General features: G+C 64.1%; 26 protein-coding genes and 1 other annotated feature (1 of these 27 running past the window's edge). Of the genes, 4 read left to right on the top strand and 22 right to left on the bottom strand.

Translation table 11 applies throughout. The features are described from left to right. Nucleotides 1-81 (bottom strand) — a binding site (T-box leader) (it extends 160 nt beyond the left edge of the window). A gap of 64 nt (nucleotides 82-145) precedes the next feature. From recN to INF37_RS04190, 20 genes are all read right to left on the bottom strand, one after another. Further along, nucleotides 146-1846 (bottom strand): DNA repair protein RecN, encoded by a 1701-nt coding sequence (recN, locus tag INF37_RS04285; protein WP_193536637.1) that lies wholly within the window; start codon nucleotides 1844-1846, stop codon nucleotides 146-148. Nucleotides 1847-1875: 29 nt separating this feature from the next. Further along, entirely contained in the window at nucleotides 1876-2328 is a 453-nt protein-coding gene (locus tag INF37_RS04280; RefSeq protein WP_193536635.1) for an arginine repressor, read from the bottom strand. 1 nt (nucleotide 2329) lies between these two features. Continuing rightward, nucleotides 2330-3193, bottom strand: a complete 864-nt coding sequence (locus INF37_RS04275; protein WP_186964282.1) for an NAD(+)/NADH kinase — start codon at nucleotides 3191-3193, stop codon at nucleotides 2330-2332. Next, a complete protein-coding gene (locus INF37_RS04270; RefSeq protein WP_101693049.1) occupies nucleotides 3190-3999 on the bottom strand; it encodes a TlyA family RNA methyltransferase in 810 nt (269 codons plus the stop codon). The genes INF37_RS04275 and INF37_RS04270 overlap by 4 nt, the downstream gene beginning before the upstream one ends. Continuing rightward, nucleotides 3980-5890, bottom strand: a complete 1911-nt coding sequence (gene dxs, locus INF37_RS04265) for a 1-deoxy-D-xylulose-5-phosphate synthase (protein WP_207730438.1) — start codon at nucleotides 5888-5890, stop codon at nucleotides 3980-3982. Before dxs ends, INF37_RS04270 begins: the two co-directional genes overlap by 20 nt. A gap of 29 nt (nucleotides 5891-5919) precedes the next feature. Then, nucleotides 5920-6387, bottom strand: a complete 468-nt coding sequence (locus INF37_RS04260; RefSeq protein WP_101693048.1) for a divergent PAP2 family protein — start codon at nucleotides 6385-6387, stop codon at nucleotides 5920-5922. Between the two features lie 17 nt (nucleotides 6388-6404). Then, nucleotides 6405-7283, bottom strand: coding sequence for a polyprenyl synthetase family protein (locus INF37_RS04255; RefSeq protein ID WP_193536633.1), 879 nt, complete (start codon nucleotides 7281-7283; stop codon nucleotides 6405-6407). After that, nucleotides 7280-7519, bottom strand: coding sequence for an exodeoxyribonuclease VII small subunit (gene xseB / locus INF37_RS04250; protein ID WP_101693046.1), 240 nt, complete (start codon nucleotides 7517-7519; stop codon nucleotides 7280-7282). The genes INF37_RS04255 and xseB overlap by 4 nt, the downstream gene beginning before the upstream one ends. Further along, nucleotides 7501-8739, bottom strand: a complete 1239-nt coding sequence (gene xseA / locus INF37_RS04245) for an exodeoxyribonuclease VII large subunit (RefSeq protein WP_193536631.1) — start codon at nucleotides 8737-8739, stop codon at nucleotides 7501-7503. Before xseA ends, xseB begins: the two co-directional genes overlap by 19 nt. Beyond that, complete coding sequence (locus tag INF37_RS04240) at nucleotides 8736-9683, bottom strand: Kae1-like domain-containing protein (protein ID WP_235964205.1); 948 nt, start codon at nucleotides 9681-9683, stop codon at nucleotides 8736-8738. The genes xseA and INF37_RS04240 overlap by 4 nt, the downstream gene beginning before the upstream one ends. Continuing rightward, the gene (gene nusB / locus INF37_RS04235) at nucleotides 9680-10171 is read right to left on the bottom strand and encodes a transcription antitermination factor NusB (RefSeq protein WP_193536629.1); all 492 of its coding nucleotides are present in this window, start codon (nucleotides 10169-10171) and stop codon (nucleotides 9680-9682) included. Before nusB ends, INF37_RS04240 begins: the two co-directional genes overlap by 4 nt. A 178-nt stretch (nucleotides 10172-10349) precedes the next feature. After that, nucleotides 10350-10733, bottom strand: a complete 384-nt coding sequence (locus INF37_RS04230) for an Asp23/Gls24 family envelope stress response protein (RefSeq protein ID WP_101693043.1) — start codon at nucleotides 10731-10733, stop codon at nucleotides 10350-10352. Between the two features lie 109 nt (nucleotides 10734-10842). Further along, on the bottom strand, nucleotides 10843-11445 hold the full coding sequence (locus INF37_RS04225; RefSeq protein WP_186964280.1) for a SpoIIIAH-like family protein: 603 nt from the start codon (nucleotides 11443-11445) through the stop codon (nucleotides 10843-10845). Between the two features lie 11 nt (nucleotides 11446-11456). Further along, nucleotides 11457-11981 (bottom strand): stage III sporulation protein AG, encoded by a 525-nt coding sequence (locus tag INF37_RS04220; RefSeq protein ID WP_186964279.1) that lies wholly within the window; start codon nucleotides 11979-11981, stop codon nucleotides 11457-11459. Then, nucleotides 11978-12472: a stage III sporulation protein AF gene (locus tag INF37_RS04215; RefSeq protein ID WP_193536627.1), complete on the bottom strand. Its 495-nt coding sequence runs from the start codon at nucleotides 12470-12472 to the stop codon at nucleotides 11978-11980. The genes INF37_RS04220 and INF37_RS04215 overlap by 4 nt, the downstream gene beginning before the upstream one ends. Nucleotides 12473-12474: 2 nt before the next feature. Continuing rightward, the gene (locus INF37_RS04210) at nucleotides 12475-13644 is read right to left on the bottom strand and encodes a stage III sporulation protein AE (RefSeq protein ID WP_328821022.1); all 1170 of its coding nucleotides are present in this window, start codon (nucleotides 13642-13644) and stop codon (nucleotides 12475-12477) included. After that, nucleotides 13587-13973 carry a SpoIIIAC/SpoIIIAD family protein gene (locus INF37_RS04205; protein ID WP_101693039.1) on the bottom strand — a complete coding sequence of 129 codons (387 nt, stop codon included), beginning with the start codon at nucleotides 13971-13973 and terminating at the stop codon, nucleotides 13587-13589. The genes INF37_RS04210 and INF37_RS04205 overlap by 58 nt, the downstream gene beginning before the upstream one ends. Nucleotides 13974-13979: 6 nt before the next feature. Further along, nucleotides 13980-14174 (bottom strand): stage III sporulation protein AC, encoded by a 195-nt coding sequence (spoIIIAC, locus tag INF37_RS04200; protein WP_101693038.1) that lies wholly within the window; start codon nucleotides 14172-14174, stop codon nucleotides 13980-13982. 24 nt (nucleotides 14175-14198) lie between these two features. Then, nucleotides 14199-14711: a stage III sporulation protein AB gene (locus tag INF37_RS04195; protein ID WP_193536625.1), complete on the bottom strand. Its 513-nt coding sequence runs from the start codon at nucleotides 14709-14711 to the stop codon at nucleotides 14199-14201. Further along, nucleotides 14705-15643 carry a stage III sporulation protein AB gene (locus INF37_RS04190; protein WP_193536623.1) on the bottom strand — a complete coding sequence of 313 codons (939 nt, stop codon included), beginning with the start codon at nucleotides 15641-15643 and terminating at the stop codon, nucleotides 14705-14707. Before INF37_RS04190 ends, INF37_RS04195 begins: the two co-directional genes overlap by 7 nt. 272 nt (nucleotides 15644-15915) lie before the next feature. Here INF37_RS04190 and yfmF point away from each other — a divergent pair, with 272 nt between their 5' ends. The 4 genes from yfmF to INF37_RS04170 are packed head-to-tail and all read left to right on the top strand — an operon-like array spanning nucleotide 15916 to nucleotide 19805. Beyond that, nucleotides 15916-17196: an EF-P 5-aminopentanol modification-associated protein YfmF gene (gene yfmF / locus INF37_RS04185; RefSeq protein ID WP_193536621.1), complete on the top strand. Its 1281-nt coding sequence runs from the start codon at nucleotides 15916-15918 to the stop codon at nucleotides 17194-17196. A 5-nt stretch (nucleotides 17197-17201) separates the two neighbouring features. Then, nucleotides 17202-18485 (top strand): EF-P 5-aminopentanol modification-associated protein YfmH, encoded by a 1284-nt coding sequence (yfmH, locus tag INF37_RS04180; protein WP_101693974.1) that lies wholly within the window; start codon nucleotides 17202-17204, stop codon nucleotides 18483-18485. Beyond that, the gene (lgt, locus tag INF37_RS04175) at nucleotides 18482-19378 is read left to right on the top strand and encodes a prolipoprotein diacylglyceryl transferase (RefSeq protein ID WP_101693034.1); all 897 of its coding nucleotides are present in this window, start codon (nucleotides 18482-18484) and stop codon (nucleotides 19376-19378) included. The genes yfmH and lgt overlap by 4 nt, the downstream gene beginning before the upstream one ends. Next, nucleotides 19365-19805 (top strand): hypothetical protein, encoded by a 441-nt coding sequence (locus INF37_RS04170; protein WP_193536619.1) that lies wholly within the window; start codon nucleotides 19365-19367, stop codon nucleotides 19803-19805. The genes lgt and INF37_RS04170 overlap by 14 nt, the downstream gene beginning before the upstream one ends. A gap of 90 nt (nucleotides 19806-19895) precedes the next feature. Here the strand turns inward: INF37_RS04170 and INF37_RS04165 are convergent, their stop codons facing one another. Further along, nucleotides 19896-20582: a YetF domain-containing protein gene (locus INF37_RS04165; protein WP_193536617.1), complete on the bottom strand. Its 687-nt coding sequence runs from the start codon at nucleotides 20580-20582 to the stop codon at nucleotides 19896-19898. Nucleotides 20583-20653: 71 nt separating this feature from the next. Further along, nucleotides 20654-22630 carry an MATE family efflux transporter gene (locus INF37_RS04160; RefSeq protein ID WP_101693031.1) on the bottom strand — a complete coding sequence of 659 codons (1977 nt, stop codon included), beginning with the start codon at nucleotides 22628-22630 and terminating at the stop codon, nucleotides 20654-20656. Nucleotides 22631-22633: the final 3 nt, after the last annotated feature.

The following is a 22633-nucleotide window of genomic DNA, read 5'->3' as shown; positions in this document are numbered from 1 at the left end:
CGTCCGCTCTCCTCTTTTCACCGATCCAGAGGCTCTCTTTGCAGCGGTGGGGCCGTTACTTCTCCCCATCATCACAGTGATTGAGATGTATTATAGCGCAGTCCTCCCGGTTTGTCAAATAGAGATTTCCGCGTGCGGCGGACAGTCAGCACCCCCGTCTGGCCGCCTTGTACCCCTCGGCAGCCGAGAGCAGCTCCTCCGCTCCGGCCAGGATGGCCGGGGTGATGTGGGCCCCGCCGGTGAGCCGGGCCAGCTCCTCGGTCCGCCGGGTGCGGGTCAGGAGCTCCACCTCGGTGTAGGTCCGCCCCTTCCGCTCCCCCTTCACCACGGAGAAGTGGGTGTCCGCCATGGCGGCGATCTGGGGCAGATGGGTCACGCAGAGCACCTGCTTGTGCCCCGCCACGTCGGCCATCTTCTCGGCCACCTTCTGGGCCGCCCGGCCGGATACACCGGTGTCCACCTCGTCAAAGATCAGCGTGGCCACCGCCTCATTTTCCGCCAGCACGTTCTTGAGGGCCAGCATGATGCGGGAGAGCTCGCCGCCCGAGGCGATGCGCTGGATGGGCTTGAGGTCCTCCCCCACGTTGGCCGACATGAGGAACTGCACCTCATCCATGCCGGTCTCGTCCATGCCAAACTCCCCGCCCCTGGGGGAAAAGTCCACCTGAAAGCGGACCTTGGGCATGTCCAGCTGGCGCAGCTCGGACTGGATGCGCTCCCGCAGGGCCTCGGCCGCCTCCCGCCGCCGGGCCGAGAGGGCCTCGGCCTGGCGTTTGGCCTTGGCCAGGACGGCCGCCTTCCGCTGCTCCAGCTTGGCGATGGTGTCGCTGGAGTACTCGATCTCGGAGAGCTCAGCCCGGCATTTCTCCAGATAGGCGAGCATCTCGCTCACGCTGTTGCCGTACTTCTTTTTGAGCCGGTAGAGCACGTCCAGACGGCTCTCGATCTCGTCCAGCTCCCCCGGCTCAAAGGAAAAGGACTCCCGTAGGTCCCGGACCAGCTCGGCCGCGTCCTCGGCAGCGGAGCGCAGCTCCACCAGGCGCTCGGTCACCCCGGCGATCTCCTCGCTCATCCCGGACACGCTGGAGAGGGAGCCCTCGGCAGCGGCGATGAGGGAGGCCGCTCCCTCCCGCTCGTCGTCCCCGGAGAGGGCGAAATGGGCCCCCTCCACGGCGGAGATGAGCCGCTCGGCGTTGCGCAGCAGGGTGCGACGCTCGGTGAGGCTCTCCTCCTCGCCCTCCTTCAGGTCGGCCCGCTCCAGCTCGCCGATCTGGAAGTGGAGGCTGTCCATCCGCCGGGACTTGACCGCGTCGTCCATCTGGAGGGAGGCGATCTCCCGGCGGATGGCGGTCAGCTCCCGAAAGGTCTCCTGATAGGGGGTCAGAAGGGATTCGGTCTCTCCGAAGCTGTCCAGGTAGGACAGGTGGCAGCTCTCATCCAGCAGCTGCTGTCCGTCGTGCTGGCCGTGGATGTTGACCAGCTGCTGCCCCAGCTCCCGCAGCTGGCTCACATTGAGGAGCCGCCCGTTTACCCGGCAGATATTCTTTCCGTCGCTCTGGATCTCCCGCTGGATGACAAGGCTCCCGCTCCCATCCAGGGAGAGGCCGTTCTCCTCCAGCCAGGGCATGGGCTGGACCTGGGTGAACTGGGCCTCCACCCGGGCGCTCTTGGCCCCGGTGCGGATGAGATCCCGGCTGGTCCGGGCGCCGATGATGGCGCTGATGGCGTCGATCACAATGGATTTGCCCGCGCCGGTCTCGCCGGTGAGGACATTGAAGCCGGAATCGAACTGGATATCCACCGACTCAATGACCGCAATATTCTCGATGTGAAGCAGAGAGAGCATGGCATACCTCCAAAGGGATGGCGGCGGATTTATTTCAGCATCTTGTGGATCTCGTCGCAGAATTCGATGGCCGACTCGTTGGTGCGCATGATGAGGATGGCGGTGTCGTCGCCCGCCAGGCTGCCCACCAGATCGGCGATCTCCATTCCGTCGATGGCCGCCGCCGCCGCCGAGGCGAGACCCGGCATGGTCTTGAGCACCACGATGTTCTGCGCCACATCAAAGGAGGTCACGCCCTCCTTGAAGATGGTGCGCAGGCGTCCGGCCAGGTTCAGGGACACCTTGCGCTCGGACACGGCATAGCGGTAAGTACCAAAGCCGGTCAGCTCCTTGATGAGATGGAGCTCCTTGATGTCCCGGGAGATGGTGGCCTGGGTGGACTGCACCCCCCGCGCCCTCAGCTCGGCCAGAAGCTGGTCCTGGGTCTCTACGTCGTGCTCTTCAATGATACGAAGGATCTCCTGTTGACGCTTTCCCTTCATATTACATCCTCCCCAGTTTCTGCGTGATGATTTCGTAAAAGCTCCGGCCGGTCAGCCGGACCAGGTTGGTCTTGGTGTCAGCCTGCCGGATGTGCATGATGTCGCCCCCGTTGAGCTTGAAGGCCTTTCCGCCGTCCACCGAGAGATAGGCGGTCTTCCGGCTCATGCAGCGCATCCGGACGGTCACGGCCCGGCGGTGGTCCAGCACGAAGGAGCGGGCGTTGACCACGTGGGGGCAGATGGGCGTGACGATGATGTTTTCCGCCGTGGGTTCCACGATGGGCCCCCCCGCGGACATGGAGTAGGCGGTGGAACCGGTGGGGGTGCTGATGATGACGCCGTCCCCCGAGAAGGCGGTGATGGGCACCTTGTCGCTGCGCACCTCCATCTCCACCACCCGGGCCACCGCGCCCTTGGTGATGACCGCGTCGTTGAGGGCCAGGTCGGAGAAGACGGTCTTTCCGTCCCGGCGGATCTCCACCGTGAGCATCATACGGGACTCCACGGTGTATTTTCCCACCGCCAGCTTGGAGAGGAGGGAGAGTTCGCTCTGCTCCACCTCGGCCATAAAGCCCACGCTTCCCATGTTGACCCCCAGGATGGGGATGCCGAAGGCGTTGGCGTCCTTGGCGGCGTGGAGGATGGTCCCGTCCCCGCCGAAGCAGATGAGGATATCGGCGTCGGGCAGCTCCTTCTGCATGTCGCAGCACTCCACCTGCCGGGGAAATTTGATGTCGGTCCCCTCGGTGGAGAAGGGCAGGCAGATCCGGGTATCCACCCCGGCGTTGTTGAGAATGCGGGCGGCAGACTGGGCCGCTTTCAATCCCTTATCCCGGAATGGATTGGGGCTGAGTACAATCTTCACGGCGTATGCTCCTCCAATGTCTCATGAGATTCGGCCACCAGAGCCTTCAGATCTCCGCTCCAGTCCTCGCCCGCGCCCACCGTCAGATAGCCCAGATATTCGATGTTCCCCTCCGGTCCCTTGATGGGAGAGTAGGTCATGTCCCGCACGGTGAAATCCGCCTCTCTGGCGTGCTCCAGAAAGTGCTCCAGGACCTCCAGGTGGACCTTGGGGTCCCGGACGACCCCCTTCTTGCCCACCTTGTCCCGGCCGGCCTCAAACTGGGGCTTGACCAGGCAGACCACGGAGCCGTCCTCCTTCAGGACCCCCCGCAGGGCGGGCAGGATCAGGCGCAGGGAGATGAAGGACACATCCACCGAGGCAAAGTCCAGCTCGTCGGGCACCTGCTCATGAGTCAGATACCGGGCGTTGGTCCGCTCCAGCGCCACCACCCTGGGGTCGCTGCGGATCTTCCAGTCCAGCTTTCCATACCCGGTGTCCACCGCATAGACCTTGGCCGCGCCGTTTTGCAGCATACAGTCGGAAAAGCCGCCGGTGGACGCGCCGATGTCGGCACAGATCTTGCCGTCCAGGCGGACGGGAAAGACCTTCATGGCCTTCTCCAGCTTCAGCCCGCCCCGGCTCACATAGGGGATGGCCTTCCCCCGCACTTCGATCTGGGCGTCCTCCGCAATGGAGGCCCCCGCCTTGTCCACCCGCTGGCCGTTGACAAAGACCAGGCCGCTCATGATGGTGGCCTGCGCCTTCTGCCGGCTCTCAAAATATCCCTGTTCCGTCAGCAGCACATCAAGTCTCTTTTTTGCCATGCCGCAGAACCTCCTCCGCACGTTTTGTCAGTTGTTCCGCCCGCAGTCCGCACAGCTCGCGCAGCTGTTCCACGGTGCCGTGGGGAATGAATCGGTTGCCAAGATTCTGTAAAGCAATTCCCTTTACAGGTATGTTTTGCAGCAGCAGATCGGCCGCCAGACGCTGGCCGATGCAGTTGGAGGCATTGCTCTCCTCCGCCACCAGAAGGTAGCCGGTTTTCCGGACGGAATCCAGGATGGGAGCGGGGTCGAACAGTGTAATGCGTCCCACCTTTACAACTTCTGCTTCTATGCCCAATTCCGACAGCTGCGCGGCGCTCTGGAGCACCTCGTTGATGAGGGTGCCGTACCCCACCAGCGTGAGGTCCCCGCCGGTGCGCAGGATCGCGGTCTCCGGTCCGGCGTCGCCCCGGTACTCCCCTTCGCCGCCCCGGGGATAGCGCAGAGCCACCGGGCCGGTACACTGGAAGAGGGCGTAGCGGAGCATGGAAGAGACCTCCGCAAAGCTGGCCGGGCACAGTACCGTCATCCCGGGGATGGTGTCCAGAAAGGCGGGGTCCAGAGTGCCGTGGTGGGTCTCGCCGTCGGCGCCCACCAGGCCGGCCCGGTCCACCCCAAAGACCACATGGAGTCCCTGGATGCCCACATCGTGGACCAGCATGTCATAGGCCCGCTGCAGGAAGGAGGAGTAGACGGCAAAGACCGGAAGCATCCCCTGCTTGGCCATGCCGGCCGCCATGGAGACCGCATGTCCCTCCGCGATCCCCACGTCAAAGGAGCGCTCCGGAAAGCGTTCAAAGAAGTCGTGGAGCCCGGTCCCGGGGACCATGGCGGCCGAGATGGCGCATACCCGCTCATCCTCTTCCGCCAGGGCGCACATGGCCTCCCCAAAGGCCTTGGAGAAGTCACGTTTGGAGGGCTGGACCGGCTCACCGGTCTCCAGACAGAACCGGCTCACGCCGTGGAACCGGTCCGGATTTCGCTCAGCAGGTGCATAGCCTTTTCCCTTTACAGTCCTGATGTGGAGCAGGACTGGACCGTCGATATCCTTGGCGTACTGGAGCAGACGGGTGAGCCTGCGCACATCGTGGCCGTCCACCGGTCCCAGATAGGTGAAGCCCATCTCCTCGAACATACTGCACGGGAGGAGGGTGCCCTTGATGGCCGTCTTGAGCTTGTGGGTGAACCGGTAGATATGCCCTCCGCCGGGCAGCTTCCCCATCAGCTTCCGGTAGCCCTTTTTAAAGCGCAGATACTGAGGCTTGAGCCGCTGGCGGGCCAGGTGCTCGGCCACGCCGCCCACGTTTTTCGTGATGGACATGCCGTTGTCGTTGAGGATTACGATGAGGGGCTCCTTGCTGTCCCCGGCATTGGAGAGGCCCTCATAGGCCAGTCCTCCCGTAAGCGCGCCGTCGCCGATGAGGGCCAGGACATGGTACTTCTCCCCCATCCGCGTCCGGGCGTGGGCCATGCCAACCGCCACCGACACGGAGTCGGAGGCATGTCCCGCGATGAATGCGTCGTGGACGCTCTCCGACGGCTTGGGAAAACCGGCCAGACCGCCAAAGGTACGCAGGGTCTTCATGGCCTCCCTGCGGCCGGTCAGCATCTTATGGATGTAGCACTGGTGTCCCACATCGAACAGGATGCGGTCCCGGCTGGTGTCAAAGACCCGGTGGATGGCCACTGTGATCTCCACTGCACCCAGGTTGGAGCCCAGGTGTCCTCCGGTCTGTGAGACGATTTGCAGCAGATCCCCCCGAAGACGGGCGCACAGCGCCTCGGCCTCGGCATCGCTGATATGATGTAGATCGGGAATGTTATCCTCGAATGTAATGATACTACCGCCTCCATATGCTCGGTGTGAGATCCACCGCGCTCTATTACTCAACAAAAATTTTCTTTTGTGGAGTAATTCGGTCAACCCCACAGCCAGACGCCGCCCAGACCGATGGCAATGCCCAGCAATCCGCCCATCAGTACCTGGAACGGCGTATGTCCCAGCAGCTCCTTGAGTTCTTTACCGAAAAACTCCGGCCGCATTTCCTTCCAGTGATCCATCATGTAGTTGAGGATCTTGGCCTGCTCTCCCGCGGCCCGCCGGACGTTGGACGCGTCATACATCACGACGATGGCCACCACCGCGGCAATGGCAAAGGTGACGGTGCTGAAGCCCTCCACCATGCCCACCGAGGCCGCGCAGGAACAGACAAAGGCCGAATGGGAGCTGGGCATCCCTCCACTGGAGAGGATGTGGCGCCAGTCCCAGCGGTGCTTGGTAATGAGCACCGTCAGGACCTTCAGCACCTGCGCCATCGCCCAGGCCAGGATGGAGAGATTCAGGATCAGATTTCCGGTCAGAACATCGGTCACATTCTTTACGTTCATGGACAGCGCCCCGTTTCTCAGTTCTTGCGTCCCACCAGGGACTCCGCCAGCCAGCACAGGAAAGACGGATCGGGGAAGGCAGAGAGCGCCTCCATCGCCTCCTGTGTCAGCTTTGCCACCAGCTCCCGGCAGGTCTCGACTCCCTTGAGGGTGACAAAGGTGGTCTTTTCATTCTCCTGATCGGAACCGAGGGGCTTGCCCATCAGGGTCTCGTCCCCCTCCACGTCCAGAATGTCGTCCTGGATCTGGAAGGCAAGGCCCAGCTTCTGGGCGTAGCGGCGGACCGCGGCGCGCTGGTCCTCGCTGCCCCCGGCCAGGATGCAGCCCATCTCGGCGGCCGCGGAGATGAGCGCGCCCGTCTTGAGCTGCTGCAGTTCCTCCACTTCCGCCAGGGCCAGAGCATGTCCCTCGCCGGCCATGTCCAGCACCTGTCCGCCCACCATGCCCCGGGCGCCTGCGGCGCGGGCCAGACAGCCCGCGGCGGCCACGATGCGCTCGGCAGGCAGGTCCACCTGGGCCTCCAGCATGGTCTCAAAGCAGGCGGTGAGGAGCCCGTCTCCGGCCAGCACCGCCGTGGCCTCACCGTAGACCTTGTGGTTGGTGGGCCGGCCCCGGCGCAGATCGTCATTGTCCATGCAGGGCAGGTCGTCGTGAATGAGAGAATAGGTGTGAAGCATTTCTACTGCACAGGCAAAGGGCAGCACCGCTTCCGCGTCGCCGCCGCACATCCGGCAGGTCTCCAGAAGCAGGATGGGGCGCAGCCGCTTCCCGCCCGCCAGGAGACTGTACTCCATGGCGTCATAAATATCTCCATGGGGCTCTCGTCCCGCAAAGCACTGCCGGAGCCAACGCTCCACCTGCTCCCGGTCCTGCTGCATTCTCTCTGCGTGGGTCATACCGTCCCCTCCTTGTCCATGGGCTCCTCCACCGGAGCGCCATCCGGCCCGGCGGTCAGCTTGCGGACCTTCTGCTCCGCCCGGTCCAGCATGGTGGTACATTTTTTCATGAGCGCCGTTCCCTCTTCAAAGAGGGTCATGGATTCCTCCAGCGGCGCGTCGCCCTGCTCCAGCTGGCGGACGATCTCCTCCAGCCGGGCGGCAGCCTGTTCAAAGGTCAGCTTTTTTTCCGCCATTGCGATACTCCTTTTGTATGCGTCGTCTGCTCTACCCGGCAGTCGATGGAACCGTCCGCCACCGTCAGCGACAGCCGCTGCCCGGGCTCTACCGCCCGGCTGGAGCGCAGGATATGCCCGTCCTCCGTCTTGGGGATGGCATAGCCCCGGCCCAGCACCTTCAGCGGGCTCATGGCGTCCAGGGCGGCGGCCAGCCGGGCCAGGCGCTCCCGCTCCCCACTCAGGGCGGCAGAGAGACCGTGGCCCAGCCGCTCTCCCTGATAGCTAAGCCAGGTCCGGCGGTCCATAATCTGCGCCATGGGATCCCGGAGGACCCGGCGTTCAGCCATGCGCTCCAGCCGGGTGCGGGAGAGCTCCAGCTTGCGCTCCATGGCGCGGTTCATGCGCCGCTCCAGCTGAAAGAGGGCGGCGTACACGTCGTTTTGATCGGGGACGGCCAGCTCCGCCCCGTTGGAGGGCGTGGCTGCCCGCACATCGGCCACAAAGTCGGCGATGGTCACGTCGGGCTCATGCCCCACGGCAGAGATCACCGGGATCTCCGAGGCGAAAATGCTCCGGGCCACGTCCTCGTCGTTGAAGGCCCACAGGTCCTCCATGGACCCGCCGCCCCGTCCGGTGATGATGAGGTCGGCCACCCGGTGGCGGTTGGCCCAGGCCAGGGCGGCACAGAGCTCGCCGGGGGCTTCGCTCCCCTGCACCCGCACCGGGATGACCACCACCTCGGCCATGGGCCAGCGGGCGTTCAGGATGCGCAGCATATCCCGCACCGCCGCCCCGGCGGGCGAGGTGATGAGGGCGATTTTCCCGGGAAATTTGGGCAGCGGCTTTTTCCGGGCAGGGTCAAAGAGTCCCTCCCGGTAGAGCTTTTCCTTGCACTGCTCAAAGGCCAGATGGAGGTCGCCGATGCCGTCGGCCGTCAGCTGGCTACAATAGAGCTGGTACTGCCCGTCCCGAGGGAATACCGTGATGCGGCCGTAGGCGATGACCTTCATGCCGTTCTGGGGGCGGAAGCGCAGGTTGACCGCCTCCCGCCGGAAGAGGACGCACCGGATGGCTCCCTCCGCGTCCTTCATGGAAAAATAGTGGTGTCCCGAGGGGTAGAGCTTATAGTTGGAGATCTCCCCCCGAATAAAAACGCCGGACAAAAGCTTGTCGCCGTCCAGCATGCTCTTGATATACTGGTTGACCTGGGTCACGGTATAGACCGGCGTCCCGCTCACGGCGCATCCCCTCCGTTCCGCAGCCGGTGGGCCAGGATGGCCACGCCCATGGCGTTGTCGGTGGAATAGCGTGGCTCAGCAAAGGCGGCCTGGCAGGCGCGGGTCATCACGTCCCGCAGGATGCGGTTGGAGGCCACCCCGCCCGAGCAGAGCACGGGCAGGCCGGGATAGGCCTTCTGGGCCTCCAGCGTTGCCCGACGCACCACGTCGGAGACGGTGTTCAGGACAAAGCGGGCGATGTCGGCCCCCTCTCTCCCCTGCTCCGCCATGGCGCGGCTCTTGTTCTCCATCCCCGAGAGGGAGAAGGTCAGGCCGTTCAGGCGCACGGGGAACCGCTCCTTGCTCTCCGAGGCGGCGGCCAGGGCGTCCAGCCCCTTCCCCGCCGGGAAGGGAATGCCCAGCAGGACCCCGGTCCGGTCAATGAGCTGTCCGGCCGAGATGTCGCTGGTGCCCCCCAGCTTTTCCGCGTGGACGTTCACCCCATCGGGGGTCACATGGAGCAGCTCCGTGGTGCCGCCCGACAGGTGCCATGCCAGGAAGGGCTTGTCCAGCAGCTCCATCCGCCCGGCCGACCATGCGGCGGCCGCCAGGTGCCCCTGCTGGTGGGAGACGGCATAGAACGGGACCCCCAGCGTATCTGCCAGGGCCCGCCCCTGCCCCTCTCCGGCCAGGAAGCAGGGCATGTAGGAGCCCTCTACCGCCCGGGGGCGGGTGCTGGCCGCCACGGCGGCGATGTCGTGCAGCTCCCCCTGCTCCCGCAGGGTGGCAAAGAGGGCGGGCAGACGCTTGACGTGCTGAAAGAGCGCGTCGCTCTGCCGCAGGCCCAGAGAGCCCTCCGCCACCTCCAAAAGCCGTCCGGCATTGGTGCCGCTTGTCCCGTCAAAGACGGCCACCGAGGTGGTATAGTTGCTGGTATCCAGCCCCAGGCAGCGCAGCGTGCTCATCCTTCCGCGCCGTCCTGCTTGGCGGGAGCGGCCCCCCGCTCGGGCGGGCACTCGTTGCGGACAAAGGAGCCCAGGATGCCGTTGACAAAGGAGACCACCTCGGGCTCCAGATAGTGCTTGGCCATCTGTACGGCCTCGTTGATGGCCGCGGCGTTGGGGATATCCTGCATATAGAGGATCTCATACATGGCCACGCGCATGATGGAGACGGCCACGCGGGGGATGCGGGCGTACTTCCAGCCGATGGCATAGCGGGAGATATACTCGTCCAGCTCGGGGCAGTGGTCGTATACGCCCTTCACCAGCGTGCGGATGTAGGCCTGCTGCTTGTCGTCGGGAAACTCCGCATAGAGCGGCTCTTCCTCCCCGATCTGAGCAAAGACCGGACGGGTCAGCATGTGTTCCAGCAGCTCATCGGCGGTCTCGTTGGAAAATCCAAGCTCAAAGGAGAAGTGCACCGCGATTTCCCGGGCATTGGTTCTGGTCATTCGTGATTCCTCCAATCCGGGCGCCTGGCCCGGTCAATAAAATTTCGGTTCATATCCATAATATCCACTCTATTATACACAGGAACCCTCAAAAAGAAAACCCTTTCTTTTCCTCCGGCGCAGAAAAACACGCGGAAGAGATCCTGGGATCTCACCCGCGTGTCTTTGCTCTGGATATTTAGGCCTTTTTCAGCTCCCGCTCGAAGGCGATGCCGCCCACATTGATATTCACGCACTCCACATGCAGTCCGCTGGTATTTCCAATGGCGCTGAACACAGCCTCCTGTACGGCCTTGGCCACCTCGGGGATGGTATAGCCGTATTTCAGGAAGATGGAGACCTCTACACTGACGCTGGACTCATTCACAGCGATATGGACACCCTTGGACAGGTTCTTTTTGCCCAGAAGCTCCGCCAGGTCGGAACCCAGATTGGGGGCCAGGCTGGCCACGCCCTCGGTCTCCAGGGCGGCGGCGGCGGCAATGACAGCCAGGACTTCCTCCGATATATGGATATTTCCCAGCTCGTCCGGACGGGAAACGTATTCTCTTGCATCGGCCATTGCAGGTCACGCTCCTTTTTTGTACAACTCCAAAGTTGTTGCTCTTTTTGGTATTGTACCACAGAAGCCGGAAAATACCAACAGATTTTTTTGAAACTGTGCCGGTGCCTTAGGGCTCAGCCTCGATGATCTTGATCTGACTGGCCGCCAGACCGGTCTCCCCGGTGACGATCTCGGTGATCCGGGCCACGTCGGCGTCGGTGAGGCCCTCCTCGGTGGCGGCCACGACGATGCTGGCGCTGTTCTCATTGAGGAAGGCCACGCAGTCGGTATACCCCTTGGCGGTGACCAGATTCTCCACCTGGGCCTCGGAGACCGTGAAGTCTGCCATGGTCTCGATGGCGGCGGTCATCTCCTGCTTCATGGTCTCGTCCGCGGTCTCACTCTCGGCCGACTGCTGGAGGATGGACAGCGCGCTGTCCCGGGCCTGCTGGCGGTTGAGCCGGGCGGAGGCGAAATACCCGCTCTCCTCCTCACTCACGGTGGGGGCGGCGCTGGCGCTGGGGGCGGGAGAGACACTGTGCTCGGCGGTCTCCCCCTCGGTTCCGGCTGAGAGGAGCGGGTCGTTAGTCTGTCCGCCCACCAGAGCCGCCTGTCCCAGCACCTTCCCCGTGTCGGCGCTCTCCTGATTATAGGACCAGTTCAGATAGACCGCCACACACACAAAGAGGACGATGGCGGCCACCACCGCATTGCGTTTCCACAGTTTCATACTCATTTTCCTCACTTTCCATTACAAATCGAAATTTTATCGGAACCCAGCCCCGTCAGGGCGGAAACCGCCTCCACCAGGGAGAGGCGCACCTCTGGATCCCCGCCCCCTGAGCATACCACCAGCGCGCCCCGGAATCGGGGCGAAATCTGCTGTACCGGGACGGCCTCCTCGCTCCCGCTGCCCCGGGAGAGGACCACGGTGCTCTCCTCCTCGCTTCGGGATTGGGCGTCCACCTCGGATTTCCGGTCTTCCGCCCAGATCTGCTTGGTCCCGGCCTCCACCGAGAGCACCACGGTCACCTCTCCCGCCCCTTCGATCTGGGAGAGGGCCTGCTCCAGCTTGTGCTCCAGCTCCGCGGTAGTATCCAGGCTCGCAGTCACCCCCGCACCGGAGGTGGGCACGCTCTCCTTCTCCTCCCCGCCGGGCAGAAGCAAAAGCAGCACGCCCGCCAGGATCACCAGCAGCACATAGCGGTATTTGCTCAGCAGGCCGGGAATCCGCTTCCCCCAGCCCGCAAGATCCAGCTCTCTCATGTCACTCCCTCCGCTTTCTGGTAGATCTGGCGCTCTGCCGGGATGGCAAAGTCCGCCTCGATGCGCCGGGTCAGCGCCTGGCGCTGCTGCTGGCTGAGCGCTCCCGCCACGGTGACCTGATAGGGGACGGGATAGCCGCCCTCCCCCGCCCGGGTCTCCACAGCGACGGAGCATGCGATGCCCAGGTCCTCCGCCTTGTCCGAAATATATGCGACCGCCTTCTCCTCTATGAGTGCTTGGAGCACATCTGCGCTGTTGTTCTGAAAGGCCTCCACCTCCTCCACCGGGAGATGGTATTCACTCAGCGCCCGGGAGAGGGCGTCCTGGTCCAGCGTCAGCACCGGACCCAGGGCGGCCAGCAGCAGGACCAGTCCGCCGGTGAGCCGTCCCACCCGGCGGACGGCGCCGCCGGGCATCAGGCTCTGGGCCGCCGCCACCAGCAGGGCCGCGGCGGTGATGCCCAGAAGCCAGGCTTTGATCCATGCCAGCACCGCTATCCACCTCCCATCGTAACGGTGATGGCCGAGACCAGCGACACCAGCAGCAAGAGCGCGCTGGCTCCGGTCATCCCCAGCACCAGTCCAAAGGCGCCGCCGATCCGGTCGATGAGCGCGGACATCCGTCCGCCCGACACAGTAGCGGCCAGCGCCGCCGTCAGTTTGTAGACCAGGTAGTGGACCCCCAGCTGCAAAAAGGGCACCACGCACAGGGCCAGCACCCCCAGCATCCCGAAGACCCCCACCGTATTGCGCAAAATACCTGCCCCGGCCAAAACCGTCTCGGCCGCGTCGGAGAGGATGCCCCCCACCACCGGCACCATGCCGGAGATGGTCAGCTTGGCCGCCTTGAGGGTCATGGCGTCGGCACTTCCCGCGATGACGCCGCTCACGGTCAGATAGCCCACAAAGGTCAGCAGCACCCCGGTCAGAATGGACCGCACCGCCCATTTCAGAAGGTCGGCCACCCGTTTGAGCCCCTCGTTCCCCAGGGCGGCATAGGCGGTGCAGCCCGCCACATAGGCGTATACCATGGGCAGCAGGAGCCGCTCGATCAGGGTGAGGAGCACATCGGAGAAGAGCATGGTGGCCAGCTGCCGGGCGGCTGCACCGCTCGGTGCGCCGCTGGCGGCCGCGGCCGCCGTAATGGTGGGGAGCAGCACCTTGGAAAAGCCCCCCATCTGCTCCAGCGCCTCCCGGCCCATGCCCACCAGGGCGTGGACGTCGGCCACCGCCACCGCGGTCACCGACAGAGCGCCCACCAGGGCCCCGGCGTCCAGCTCGCCCGATGCGCCCACGCTCTTGGAGAGCTCCTCCACCAGGGCACACAGCACCACCACCGCCAGCAGCAGCACGCCGCTGCGCACCGCCTTGCGGAGAATGCCGGGCACCGCGCCGCTCCCGGTATCCAGGATTTTCGTCAGCCCCTCATTGAGGTCCACCCCCTCCGAGAGATCCAGGCCGGAGAGCTCGGAGGACGCGGCGTCCTGGAGCTCGTCCAGCTCCAGTGCGGCCGCCTGCTGCTCCAGCACCTCCTCCGTGTCGGCCGCCCGGGCCGCCGGAAGCAGGGAGAACAGTAGGGTCAGACAGAACACCGTCACCAGCAGATTTAAAAGAGCCCGCTCAGCGTGTCCAGCACGGAGCGCAGCAGCGGGACCGACACGCACAGGGCCATGGCGGCCCCCGCCGTCTCCACAAAGGAGGCGATGCCCCCCTCCCCCGCGTCCCGGCAGAGCTCGGCGGTGATCTTGGTGAGAATAGAGATCCCCACCGTCTTGAGCACCGGGGAGAGCACCGCCGGAGAGAGCCCGGCCAGCCCGCTCAGGCTGTCCAGCAGCATCCCCAGACCGGACAGCGCCCGGAAGGCCATCCCCAGAATGAGGGCGCCCGCCGCCAGAGCCAGGACCAGCCCAAGCTCCCGCACCTGCTTTTTGACCACGCAGGCGCACAGGGCAGCCGTGATGGCCAGGGCTGCCACCTTTACCATATCGTCCATGGGCCATCACAGTCCAAACAGGGTCTTGACCAGGTCGAAGAGGGCGCTGATCTGCTGCACCACCAGCATCAGCACCACCACCAGACCGGTCAGGGTCACCATGGTCGCCTGCTCGTCCCGCCCGGAGCGGATGAGCACCTGGTTGAGCACCGACACCAAAATGCCGATGGCCGCGATTTTAAAGATCAAATCCACATCCATGCAGTTCTACTTCCTCTCTCCCCGTCAAAGCAGCAGGATGACAAAAAAGGCTCCCGCCGTCACCCCCAACGCTCCATAGAGCCTCCCGTGGCTGTCCCGCTCCCGTTCCGCGCCCTCCAGCTGATGGGAAAGGCGCAGGCGGGCCTGTCCCACGGCCTGCCCCTGTCCATCTCCGTCAAAACGGCCCAGCACCTGGCCCAGCTCGGCCAGGATGGCCCGGTCCTCTCCCCGCAGGTCGGGAAGGGTATCCTCCACCGCAGCGGTCCAGATCTGCCCCAGACTCTCCTCGCCCAGGCGGTCCAGGCCCCCGAGGCACCGAGCGAACAGGGGCCGGGCGGGGAGGGGCGTGCGCCGGGACAGCTCATCCAGCAATTCCGGGATGGGGGTCAGGCGGAAGGAGAGCTCCCGCTCCATCAGCTCCAGCGCCGTGACCATGGCCCGCAGCTCCCCCACCCGTCGGCCCAGCTGAGCCGCCGCCCCAAAGCCGATGGCCCCGGTCCCCGCGGTCACCAGCGCCGCGCCCAACAGACTCAGCATAGCCCGTCCCCCAGGGGGAGCACCTCGTAGCTACGCCCCGACCCATTGCGCCGGATCAAAATGACCTGCGAAAAAATGTTCCGCTCCAGCATCCCCCGGTAGAGGGGGCGGCGGCGCAGATCCTCCAACCCGCTGCCGTGGGCGGTGGCCAGGAGGGACACGCCGCAGTTGGCCGCGTGCTCCAGGGCCGCCACGTCGGCGGGGGCGGTGATCTCATCCACCGCCAGCACCTGGGGATTCATCCCCCGCAGGAGCATCATCAGAGCCTCGGCCTTGGGGCAGCCCTCCAGCACATCGGTGCGGCGGCCCACATCCAGCTGGGGGATCCCCTCCCACAGGGCGGCCAGCTCGCTGCGCTCGTCGGCCACACCCACCCGGATTGCCGTGCCGCCCTCCCCGTCGGAGAGGGCGCGGATCAGGTCCCGGAGCAGGGTGGTCTTTCCGCCCCCGGGGGGCGAGAGGATGAGGGTCCCCTTCACACCCTGCCCGTCCCGTACCTGACCCAGCACCTCCCGCGCCGCGCCGGGGACCGACCGGGCCACCCGGATACACAGGGAGGAGAGCTGCCGCAGATTATGTACTGCCCCCTCCCGGAGGACCGCCGTCCCGCACAGGCCGATGCGGTGTCCCCCGCGGACGGTGACAAATCCGTTCTGGACCCGGTCCAGGGCCGTGTGGGCCGAGGCTCGGGTCGCTACTTCCAGAATAAGGGAGAGATCCGCGGGACGGACCGCCTCCTCCGCGCCCGGGACACCGTGCTCCCCGGCGGGACCGGAGACCGTCACCGGCTGTCCCGCACGGAGGCGGATCTCCTCAATGCGGGCCTGCTCGCTGCGGGGCAGGCGCTCCAGGGGAGTGCGCAGCCACGCCGGAAGCAGCGCCGCTGTCTGCCCAAACCGCTCGGCGGGGTCCTGCTGATGCTGTGCCGCCATCTTGTTCACGCTCCTTGTCTTTGGAATGGAGTTCTGGCACATTCTATGAGGGGGAGCGGACCAGTATGACAGCCTGTCCGGATTTTTTGTTTCTCTGCGCGCTCCTCTCCAGAGGGGAAAAATAGAAACAAACCGTAAATTTTCCGGAATGGAGGTGTCAGCCCCGCTAAAATATGGTATGATAAAGTGCTGATCTCTGTGAGAGCCTAAGAGGAAGACGGGAATCTCCCGCCGCGCCTCTCTCCGGCTCCCAAAGAAAGGAATGGTGGCCTATGGCCGAATTGACACGAAGTGAACTCTTTCCCGGCGTCCATCTGACGGCGGTCCATACCGAAAAATTCAAATCCTGCGTGCTGGGGGCGTCCTTCCTGGCCCCGCTGGACCGGACCACGGCGGCCTGCAACGCGTTGGTCCCCTCGGTTCTCCGCCGGGGCACTCAGGAGCACCCGGACATGGAGTCCCTGTCCGCCGCGCTGGACGAGCTGTACGGCGGCTCCATCGAGCCGGTGGTGCGCACCCGGGGCGAGACCCAGTGCGTGGGCTTCCTGGGGAGCTTCTTGGACGACGCCTACACCCTGGACGGCTCGGCCATCCTGGAGAAGGCCGCCGGTCTGCTGGGGGAGCTCCTGCTCCGTCCCTGCACGGAACAGGGGGTGTTCCGCCGGGACTATACCGACAGTGAGCGGCAGAACCTGATCGACCGCATTCGCGCCCAGGTCAACGACAAGCGCAGCTATGCCCTTCTGCGGCTCAAGCGGGAGATGTGCGCCGGGGAGCCCTTCGGCGTGGACCGTTTGGGCGACGAATCTTCTGCCCGGGCCATCACGCCAGAGAGCCTCTGGGCGCGCTACCAGGATCTGCTGCGTACCGCTCCCATGGAGCTCTATTACTGCGGTTCGGCCAAGCCGGAGCGTGTGGCTGACGCCCTGCGTGCCGCTCTCTCCCAGCTCCCCACCGATGGAGTGCGCACTCCCCTGCCCCGACCCGCCGCCAAGGAGGCCCCCGCGCAGCCCCGCGAGGTGGTGGAGTCCCTGGACGTCACCCAGGGCAAGCTGACCATGGGCCTGCGTACCGGCTCCACCGTGTGGAGCGAGGACTACCCCGCCCTGCTGCTGGCCAACGCCATTTTCGGCGGCACCACCACCTCCCGTCTCTTCCTGCATGTGCGGGAAAAGCTCTCCCTGTGCTACTACGCCAGCTCCCAGCTGGAGAAGCTCAAGGGCGTGATGCTGGTCTCCTCCGGCGTGGAGTTTGACAAGGTGGGCGAGGCACGGGCCGAGATCCTCTCCCAGCTGGAGGCCTGCCGGAAGGGCGCATTTGAGGACTGGGAGCTGGAGGGTGCCCGCCGCTCGGTGGTCAGCGCCCTCCATAGCGCCATGGACGCCCAGGCCCGGCTGGAGGATTTCTGGCTGGGACAGGCGGTGGCCGGTCTCACCGAGGACCCGGAGGCCCTGGCCCGCCGGGTGGAGGAAGTCACCCGGGAGCAGGTGGTGGCGGCCTTCTCCTCCCTTCAGCTGGACACCATCTATTTCCTGAAAGGAAGAGAGGCGTGATGCACATGGAAAAAACGATCTATTCCCGGGTGGGAGAGACCCTCTTCCACACCCGGCTCGAGAATGGCCTGCCCATTTACGTCAATGTAAAGCCCGGCTTCCGCAAGGCCTTCGCCTTCTTCGCCACCAACTACGGCGGGATGGATATGCGCTTTCAGCTGGATGGGACCTGGCAGGAGACCCCCGCCGGTGTGGCCCATTTTCTGGAGCACAAGATGTTCGACACCAAGGAGGGCAACGCCCTTCAGGATCTGGCGGCCAACGGCGCCTCCCCCAACGCCTTCACCAGCTCGGCCATCACCGGGTACTATTTTGAGTGCACCGAGAAGTTTGAGGAGAATCTGAAGACCCTCCTCTCCTTTGTCTCGGTCCCCTGGTTCACCCCCGAGAGTGTGGAGAAGGAGCAGGGCATCATCGGCCAGGAGATCCAGATGATCGAGGACGACCCCGAGTGGCAGGTCTTCATCCACCTGCTCTCCGGCCTGTATGAGCACCATCCCATCCGCTTCTCGGTGGCGGGCAGCCGGGAGTCCATCTCCCACATCACCGCCGACACCCTCTATGCCTGCCACAAGGCCTTCTACAATCCCGCCAACATGGTGCTGTGCGTGGCGGGCGATGTGGACCCGGAGCAGGTGGAGCGGCTCGCCCGGGAGATCCTCCCCAAAGATGGTCTCTCCGACATCCCCCGGGATTACGGCGGACCGGAGCCCACCCACGCGGCCCACAGTGTGCAGGAGCTGCGCATGGAGGTCTCCACCCCCATCTTCCAGCTGGGCTTTAAGGCCGACCCCCTCCCCCAGGGGCCGGAGCACCTCAGGGGGGAGCTGATCGGCACTCTGGTCAGCGAGGTCCTGGCCGGTTCCTCCAGCCCCCTCTATGCCCGGCTCTACCGGGAGGGGCTCATCAACAAGAATTTCGGCAGCAGCTTTGAGGCCTATCCGGGCTGCGCCTTCCTGGCCGCGGGCGGCGAGAGCCGCTCTCCCGAGGCCGTGCGGGACGCCCTTCTGGAGGAGGCCCGCCGCCTGAGCGAGGAGGGGGTGGACGAGGCCCTCTTCCTGCGGCTGAAAAAGGCTCTCTACGGCGCCATGGTCCGGAGCCTCAACTCCTTTGAGCACGTCTGCATCGAGCAGGCCCAGAGCCACTTTGCGGGCGTGGATTACCTGGACTTCCCCGCTGTGTTTGACTCCATCGGCAAGGCCGACGTGGAGGAGGCGCTGCGCACCTGGTGCGTCCCTGCCCGCTCCACCCTGGCCGTGGTCCGGCCCAAGGAGGAAGCGCAGGCATGAGTCAGATCGTCACATTCCCGGGATTGGGGCTCTCCTTTGACCTCAATCCCATCCCCTTCTCCATCTTTGGCTGGCCCATCCACTGGTACGGGATCATCATCGCCGCGGGCTTTCTCCTGGCGGTGGCCTACTGTACCCGGGCCAGCAAGCGCTTCGGCATCCAGGAGGACGACCTGCTGGACATGCTGTTCTTTGCCGTTCCCCTGGGCATCCTGGGGGCGCGGCTCTACTACATCATCTTCTATCTGGACCTGTTCCGCACCGCCGACGGCTCCCTGGACTTTGCCAAAATGGTCCGGATCTGGGATGGAGGCCTGGCCATCTACGGCGGCGTGATCGCGTCGGCCCTCACCCTCCTGGTCTTCTGCAAGAAACGGCACATCCCCTTCCTGGCCTTTGCCGACCTGGGCGTGTTCGGCCTTCTGATCGGGCAGGCGGTGGGCCGCTGGGGCAACTTCGTCAACGTGGAGGCCTACGGCGGCGAGACCACCCTCCCCTGGCGCATGGGGATCACCGAGGTGGTCAATGGCGTGGAGGTCTACAAGGAGGTCCACCCCACCTTCCTCTATGAGTCCCTCTGGAATCTGGTGGGACTGGTCCTGCTCATTCTCATTGCCCGGAATTGGCGCAAGTTTGACGGGCAGATGTTTTACAGCTACCTGGCCTGGTACGGCGTGGGCCGCGGCATGATCGAGGGTCTGCGCACCGACAGCCTCTATTTCTTCGGCACCGGTATCCGGGTCTCCCAGATGCTGGGCTTTGCCTCGGCGCTGGTGGGTATCGCCCTGCTGGTCTGGAATCTGAAGGTGCGCCCCCATACCCCGGAGGAGCTGTGGGTCAACCGCTCCGCCGCGGTCAAGGCCGCCGGGGAGGGCGAACATGGCGGAGATTGACCGAAACGCTGCCGCCCGGGAAGTCCTCTCCTGGGTGCGCGGGGAAGCCGGACGCCTGGAAGTCCGGCCGGGTCTGGCCCTCCTCCTGGTGGAGGACGGATGGGACAGCCGCGCCTTCTCCGCCCAGCTGGAGCGAGAGGGTGAGGAATGCGGTATTTACTGCGAAGCGTACACCTTCCCCGCCCCGCTGCGGGAGGAGGCCGAGGAGCTTCTCCCCCTCCTGGAGACCCGGGGCGACCTCCACTGGGCGGTGCTCCTCCGGCGGGATGGGCTGGATCTGAGCGGTCACCTCTCCGCCTCCCTTCTGGAGCGGCTGGAGGGCTGGGGTATCCTGCCCGAGACCATCGCCCGCCTGACCCCGGAAGAGGCGCTCTTCCGCGCCCTTCTGCTGGCCGGGGCCGTGGAGCGCGCCGGACAGGGTGACTGAGAAATACAAATCCATAAGATAAGGGAGCGGCACGGTTGAATCAACCGTGCCGCTCCCTTTTTCCGCGCTGTATAGGGGCCGTGGGCCCCATTATTTTTTTCCGGGATTCTGTTCAAAGAGGACCAGATTCAAATCCGGATCACAGAGGGCCAGAAACACATCCTTGGCCGAGTTTATCCGGCGCTCCTTCAACTGTTTTTCCAGCCAGGTCAGATTCAGCCCCATGCGTTTCAGGTTGTCCTCCAGAATTCGGCCGTCCATGATGAGCTCGGTAAAGAGCTGCTCCTGCTTTGGAGACAGGTTCAGATCGTTTGGCGTGACCGGGCGCTGGCTGCTCACCGGCAGGATAGTGAGCTTTCCATTGTACTCAAACACCGCGGTTTGGATGCTCGTAAGGTCAAAATATCCCTGCTGGCGGCACATGACCATGAATTCGCTCAGATCCAGCTTGGCCTTCTTCAGGTTCTCACGGTAGAGCTTTCCGCGATCCATCAGAATGGTGGGCGTGCCGTTGAGGTACTTCCGGGCCCTGGGAAGGCGGTTGGACAGAATGCTCAGCAGCACGGTCACCCCTCCGTACAGGAGCATGGCAACCAGCGGCTTCCACGGCTCTTCCAGCTCGGTGGCCATCTCGGCCGCGATGGACCCGACCGTGATTCCGGTGATATAGTCAAAAAAATCCAGCTGGGCGATCTGCTTGTGTCCGATCAGCTTGGCAATCAGAAACAGTGCGCCGAACGATCCGAGCGAGGTGAGGCAGAGAACCAAGAAGCGCATAACATTCCCCCTTTGGGGTAGTTTGCCCACAGCTTCTGCCAATACCCGTTCCAAATGCTCCCACCGATCGGTTAACTTGCGTACAGATCACAGATGATGCTGACACACTTGTCGATCCCAATTTTTCCGCTGTCCAGACACAGCTGATAGCTGTCGGCATTGCCCCACTCGGTACCCGTGTAGAGCTCGTAATAGGCTTTCCGCTTCCGGTCCTTTTCGTGGAGACGCTGGGCGGGAGACTCCTCTCTCTGCCCATAGACCGACACGATGCGCGCGGCCCGCTGCTCATCCGAGGCGTGGATGAACACGGTCAGGCAATCGGCAAGATCCTGCAAAATGGAATCGGCGCAGCGTCCCACAATGACGCAGGGACCCTTTTCGGCCAGATCGGTAATGACTTCCTTCTGGGCCAGCCAGATCTTATCCATAGCGGACTGCCCGTCCCGGCCGCGGCTGGACAGGGCGTTTTCATAGAGCTTATCCGACAGGGCGTACTCACCGTATTTTTCCACGAACTCCTTTGCCAGACCGCTCTGCGCCGCGATTTTGTCGATCAGCTCACTGTCATAGCAGGGAATGCCCAGGGTTTCGGCCACCTTTTTGCCGATCGTTCTGCCGCCGCTGCCAAACTCCCGGCTGATGGTGACGATCCGGCTGCCGGATACCGGCGCGGCGGCGGGCGCCTGCTGGTGCATGACTTCCTGCATCACCGATTGCTTGAACCGGGCATACAGGGCCATTGCAATCAGGCAGGAGGCGGTATCGGTGATGGCCTGCACCCACATCAGGCCGTTGACCCCGAAGAGCGCATCCATCAGGAAGCACAGCACGGAGAAGATCACGCCCAGCCGGAGCACGGCCAGAAACAGAGAGGTCTTCCACTTGCCCACCGCCTGGAAAATGGAGTTGTACATATTGAAGAGGCTCATGCCCACCACACACCAGGACCAGCGGGCCAGGAAGACTCCGCCCACCTCGATGGTCTGGGCATCCGGGGTAAAGATCCGCACGATGGTCTCGGGCATGACCTGCACCAGCGCCAGGAAAATCAGGGAGAAGACCAGCAGGATCCGGAAAGAGAGATTGCAGACTTGATGGACCCGCTTGTGGTTCTTTGCCCCGTAGTTATAGCCGATCAGAGGCATCACGCCCTGGGCAATGCCGATGCTGATGTGCAGAGCGATGGTACCGCACTTGGAGGCCACGCCATAGGAGGCCGAGAGGATGTTGCCGCCCTCATGGCTGAGGAGCAGTCCGTTGAGCAGGGAGATGGAGACTGACACCAGCAGCACCGAAATGGCCGCCGGGAAGCCAACCGCCAGGGACGCCCAGCAGACATTTTTCTCCAGAGAAACATATTTTGGCGAGATGGTCAGGACCGTTGTCTTTCGGATCTTGGCCAGTACGGCAAAGAAATACAGCATGGAGATCGTGTTGGAGAGCATGGTAGCCAGCGCCGCGCCGGCCACATCCATCTGAAAGACAAAAATAAAGACCGGGTCCAGGATGATGTTCATGACCCCGCCCAGGGTGAGACCGATACTGGCCTCCTTGGTCTTGCCGACGGCGCGCACCAGATGTCCCAGCACCAGGCCGGCCACCGTGGGAATGCCGCCTATGACAAAGACCCAGCCCAGATAATCGCTGGTATAGCCAAAGGTCAGGTTATCCGCGCCAAAGAAAAAGAGAACCGGCCGCATGAAAATGGCCAGCAGAATGGACAAAACGGCGGTCAGTGCGAGAGAGCCCCAAAAGCTGAAGGAGGACGCCTTCTTCGCCGTGGCCTCATCGTTTTGGCCCATGCTGCGGGCAATGACGCTGTTGGCGCCGATGCCGAACAGATTGGCGACCGCCGTAAGGAGCGTATAGATGGGAAAGGTGATCGAGAGAGCGGCCAGCTGGTTGGGGTCTCCGATCTGTCCAATGAAGAAGGTATCCGCCAGCGAGTAGAGGATAACGATGATCTGGCTGACCACCGTAGGTACGGCCAGCTTGGCCACTGCCCTGCCTACCGGCATGGTGGTAAAGAGTTCCTTGTCTTTTTTCATCGC

Origin of the sequence: Pseudoflavonifractor gallinarum, from assembly GCF_014982855.1 — a bacterium.
In the GTDB taxonomy this organism is placed as follows: domain Bacteria; phylum Bacillota; class Clostridia; order Oscillospirales; family Oscillospiraceae; genus Pseudoflavonifractor_A; species Pseudoflavonifractor_A gallinarum.
The sequence above is the reverse complement of the archived record's forward strand: the minus strand, read 5'-3'. Positions and strand labels throughout refer to the sequence as shown.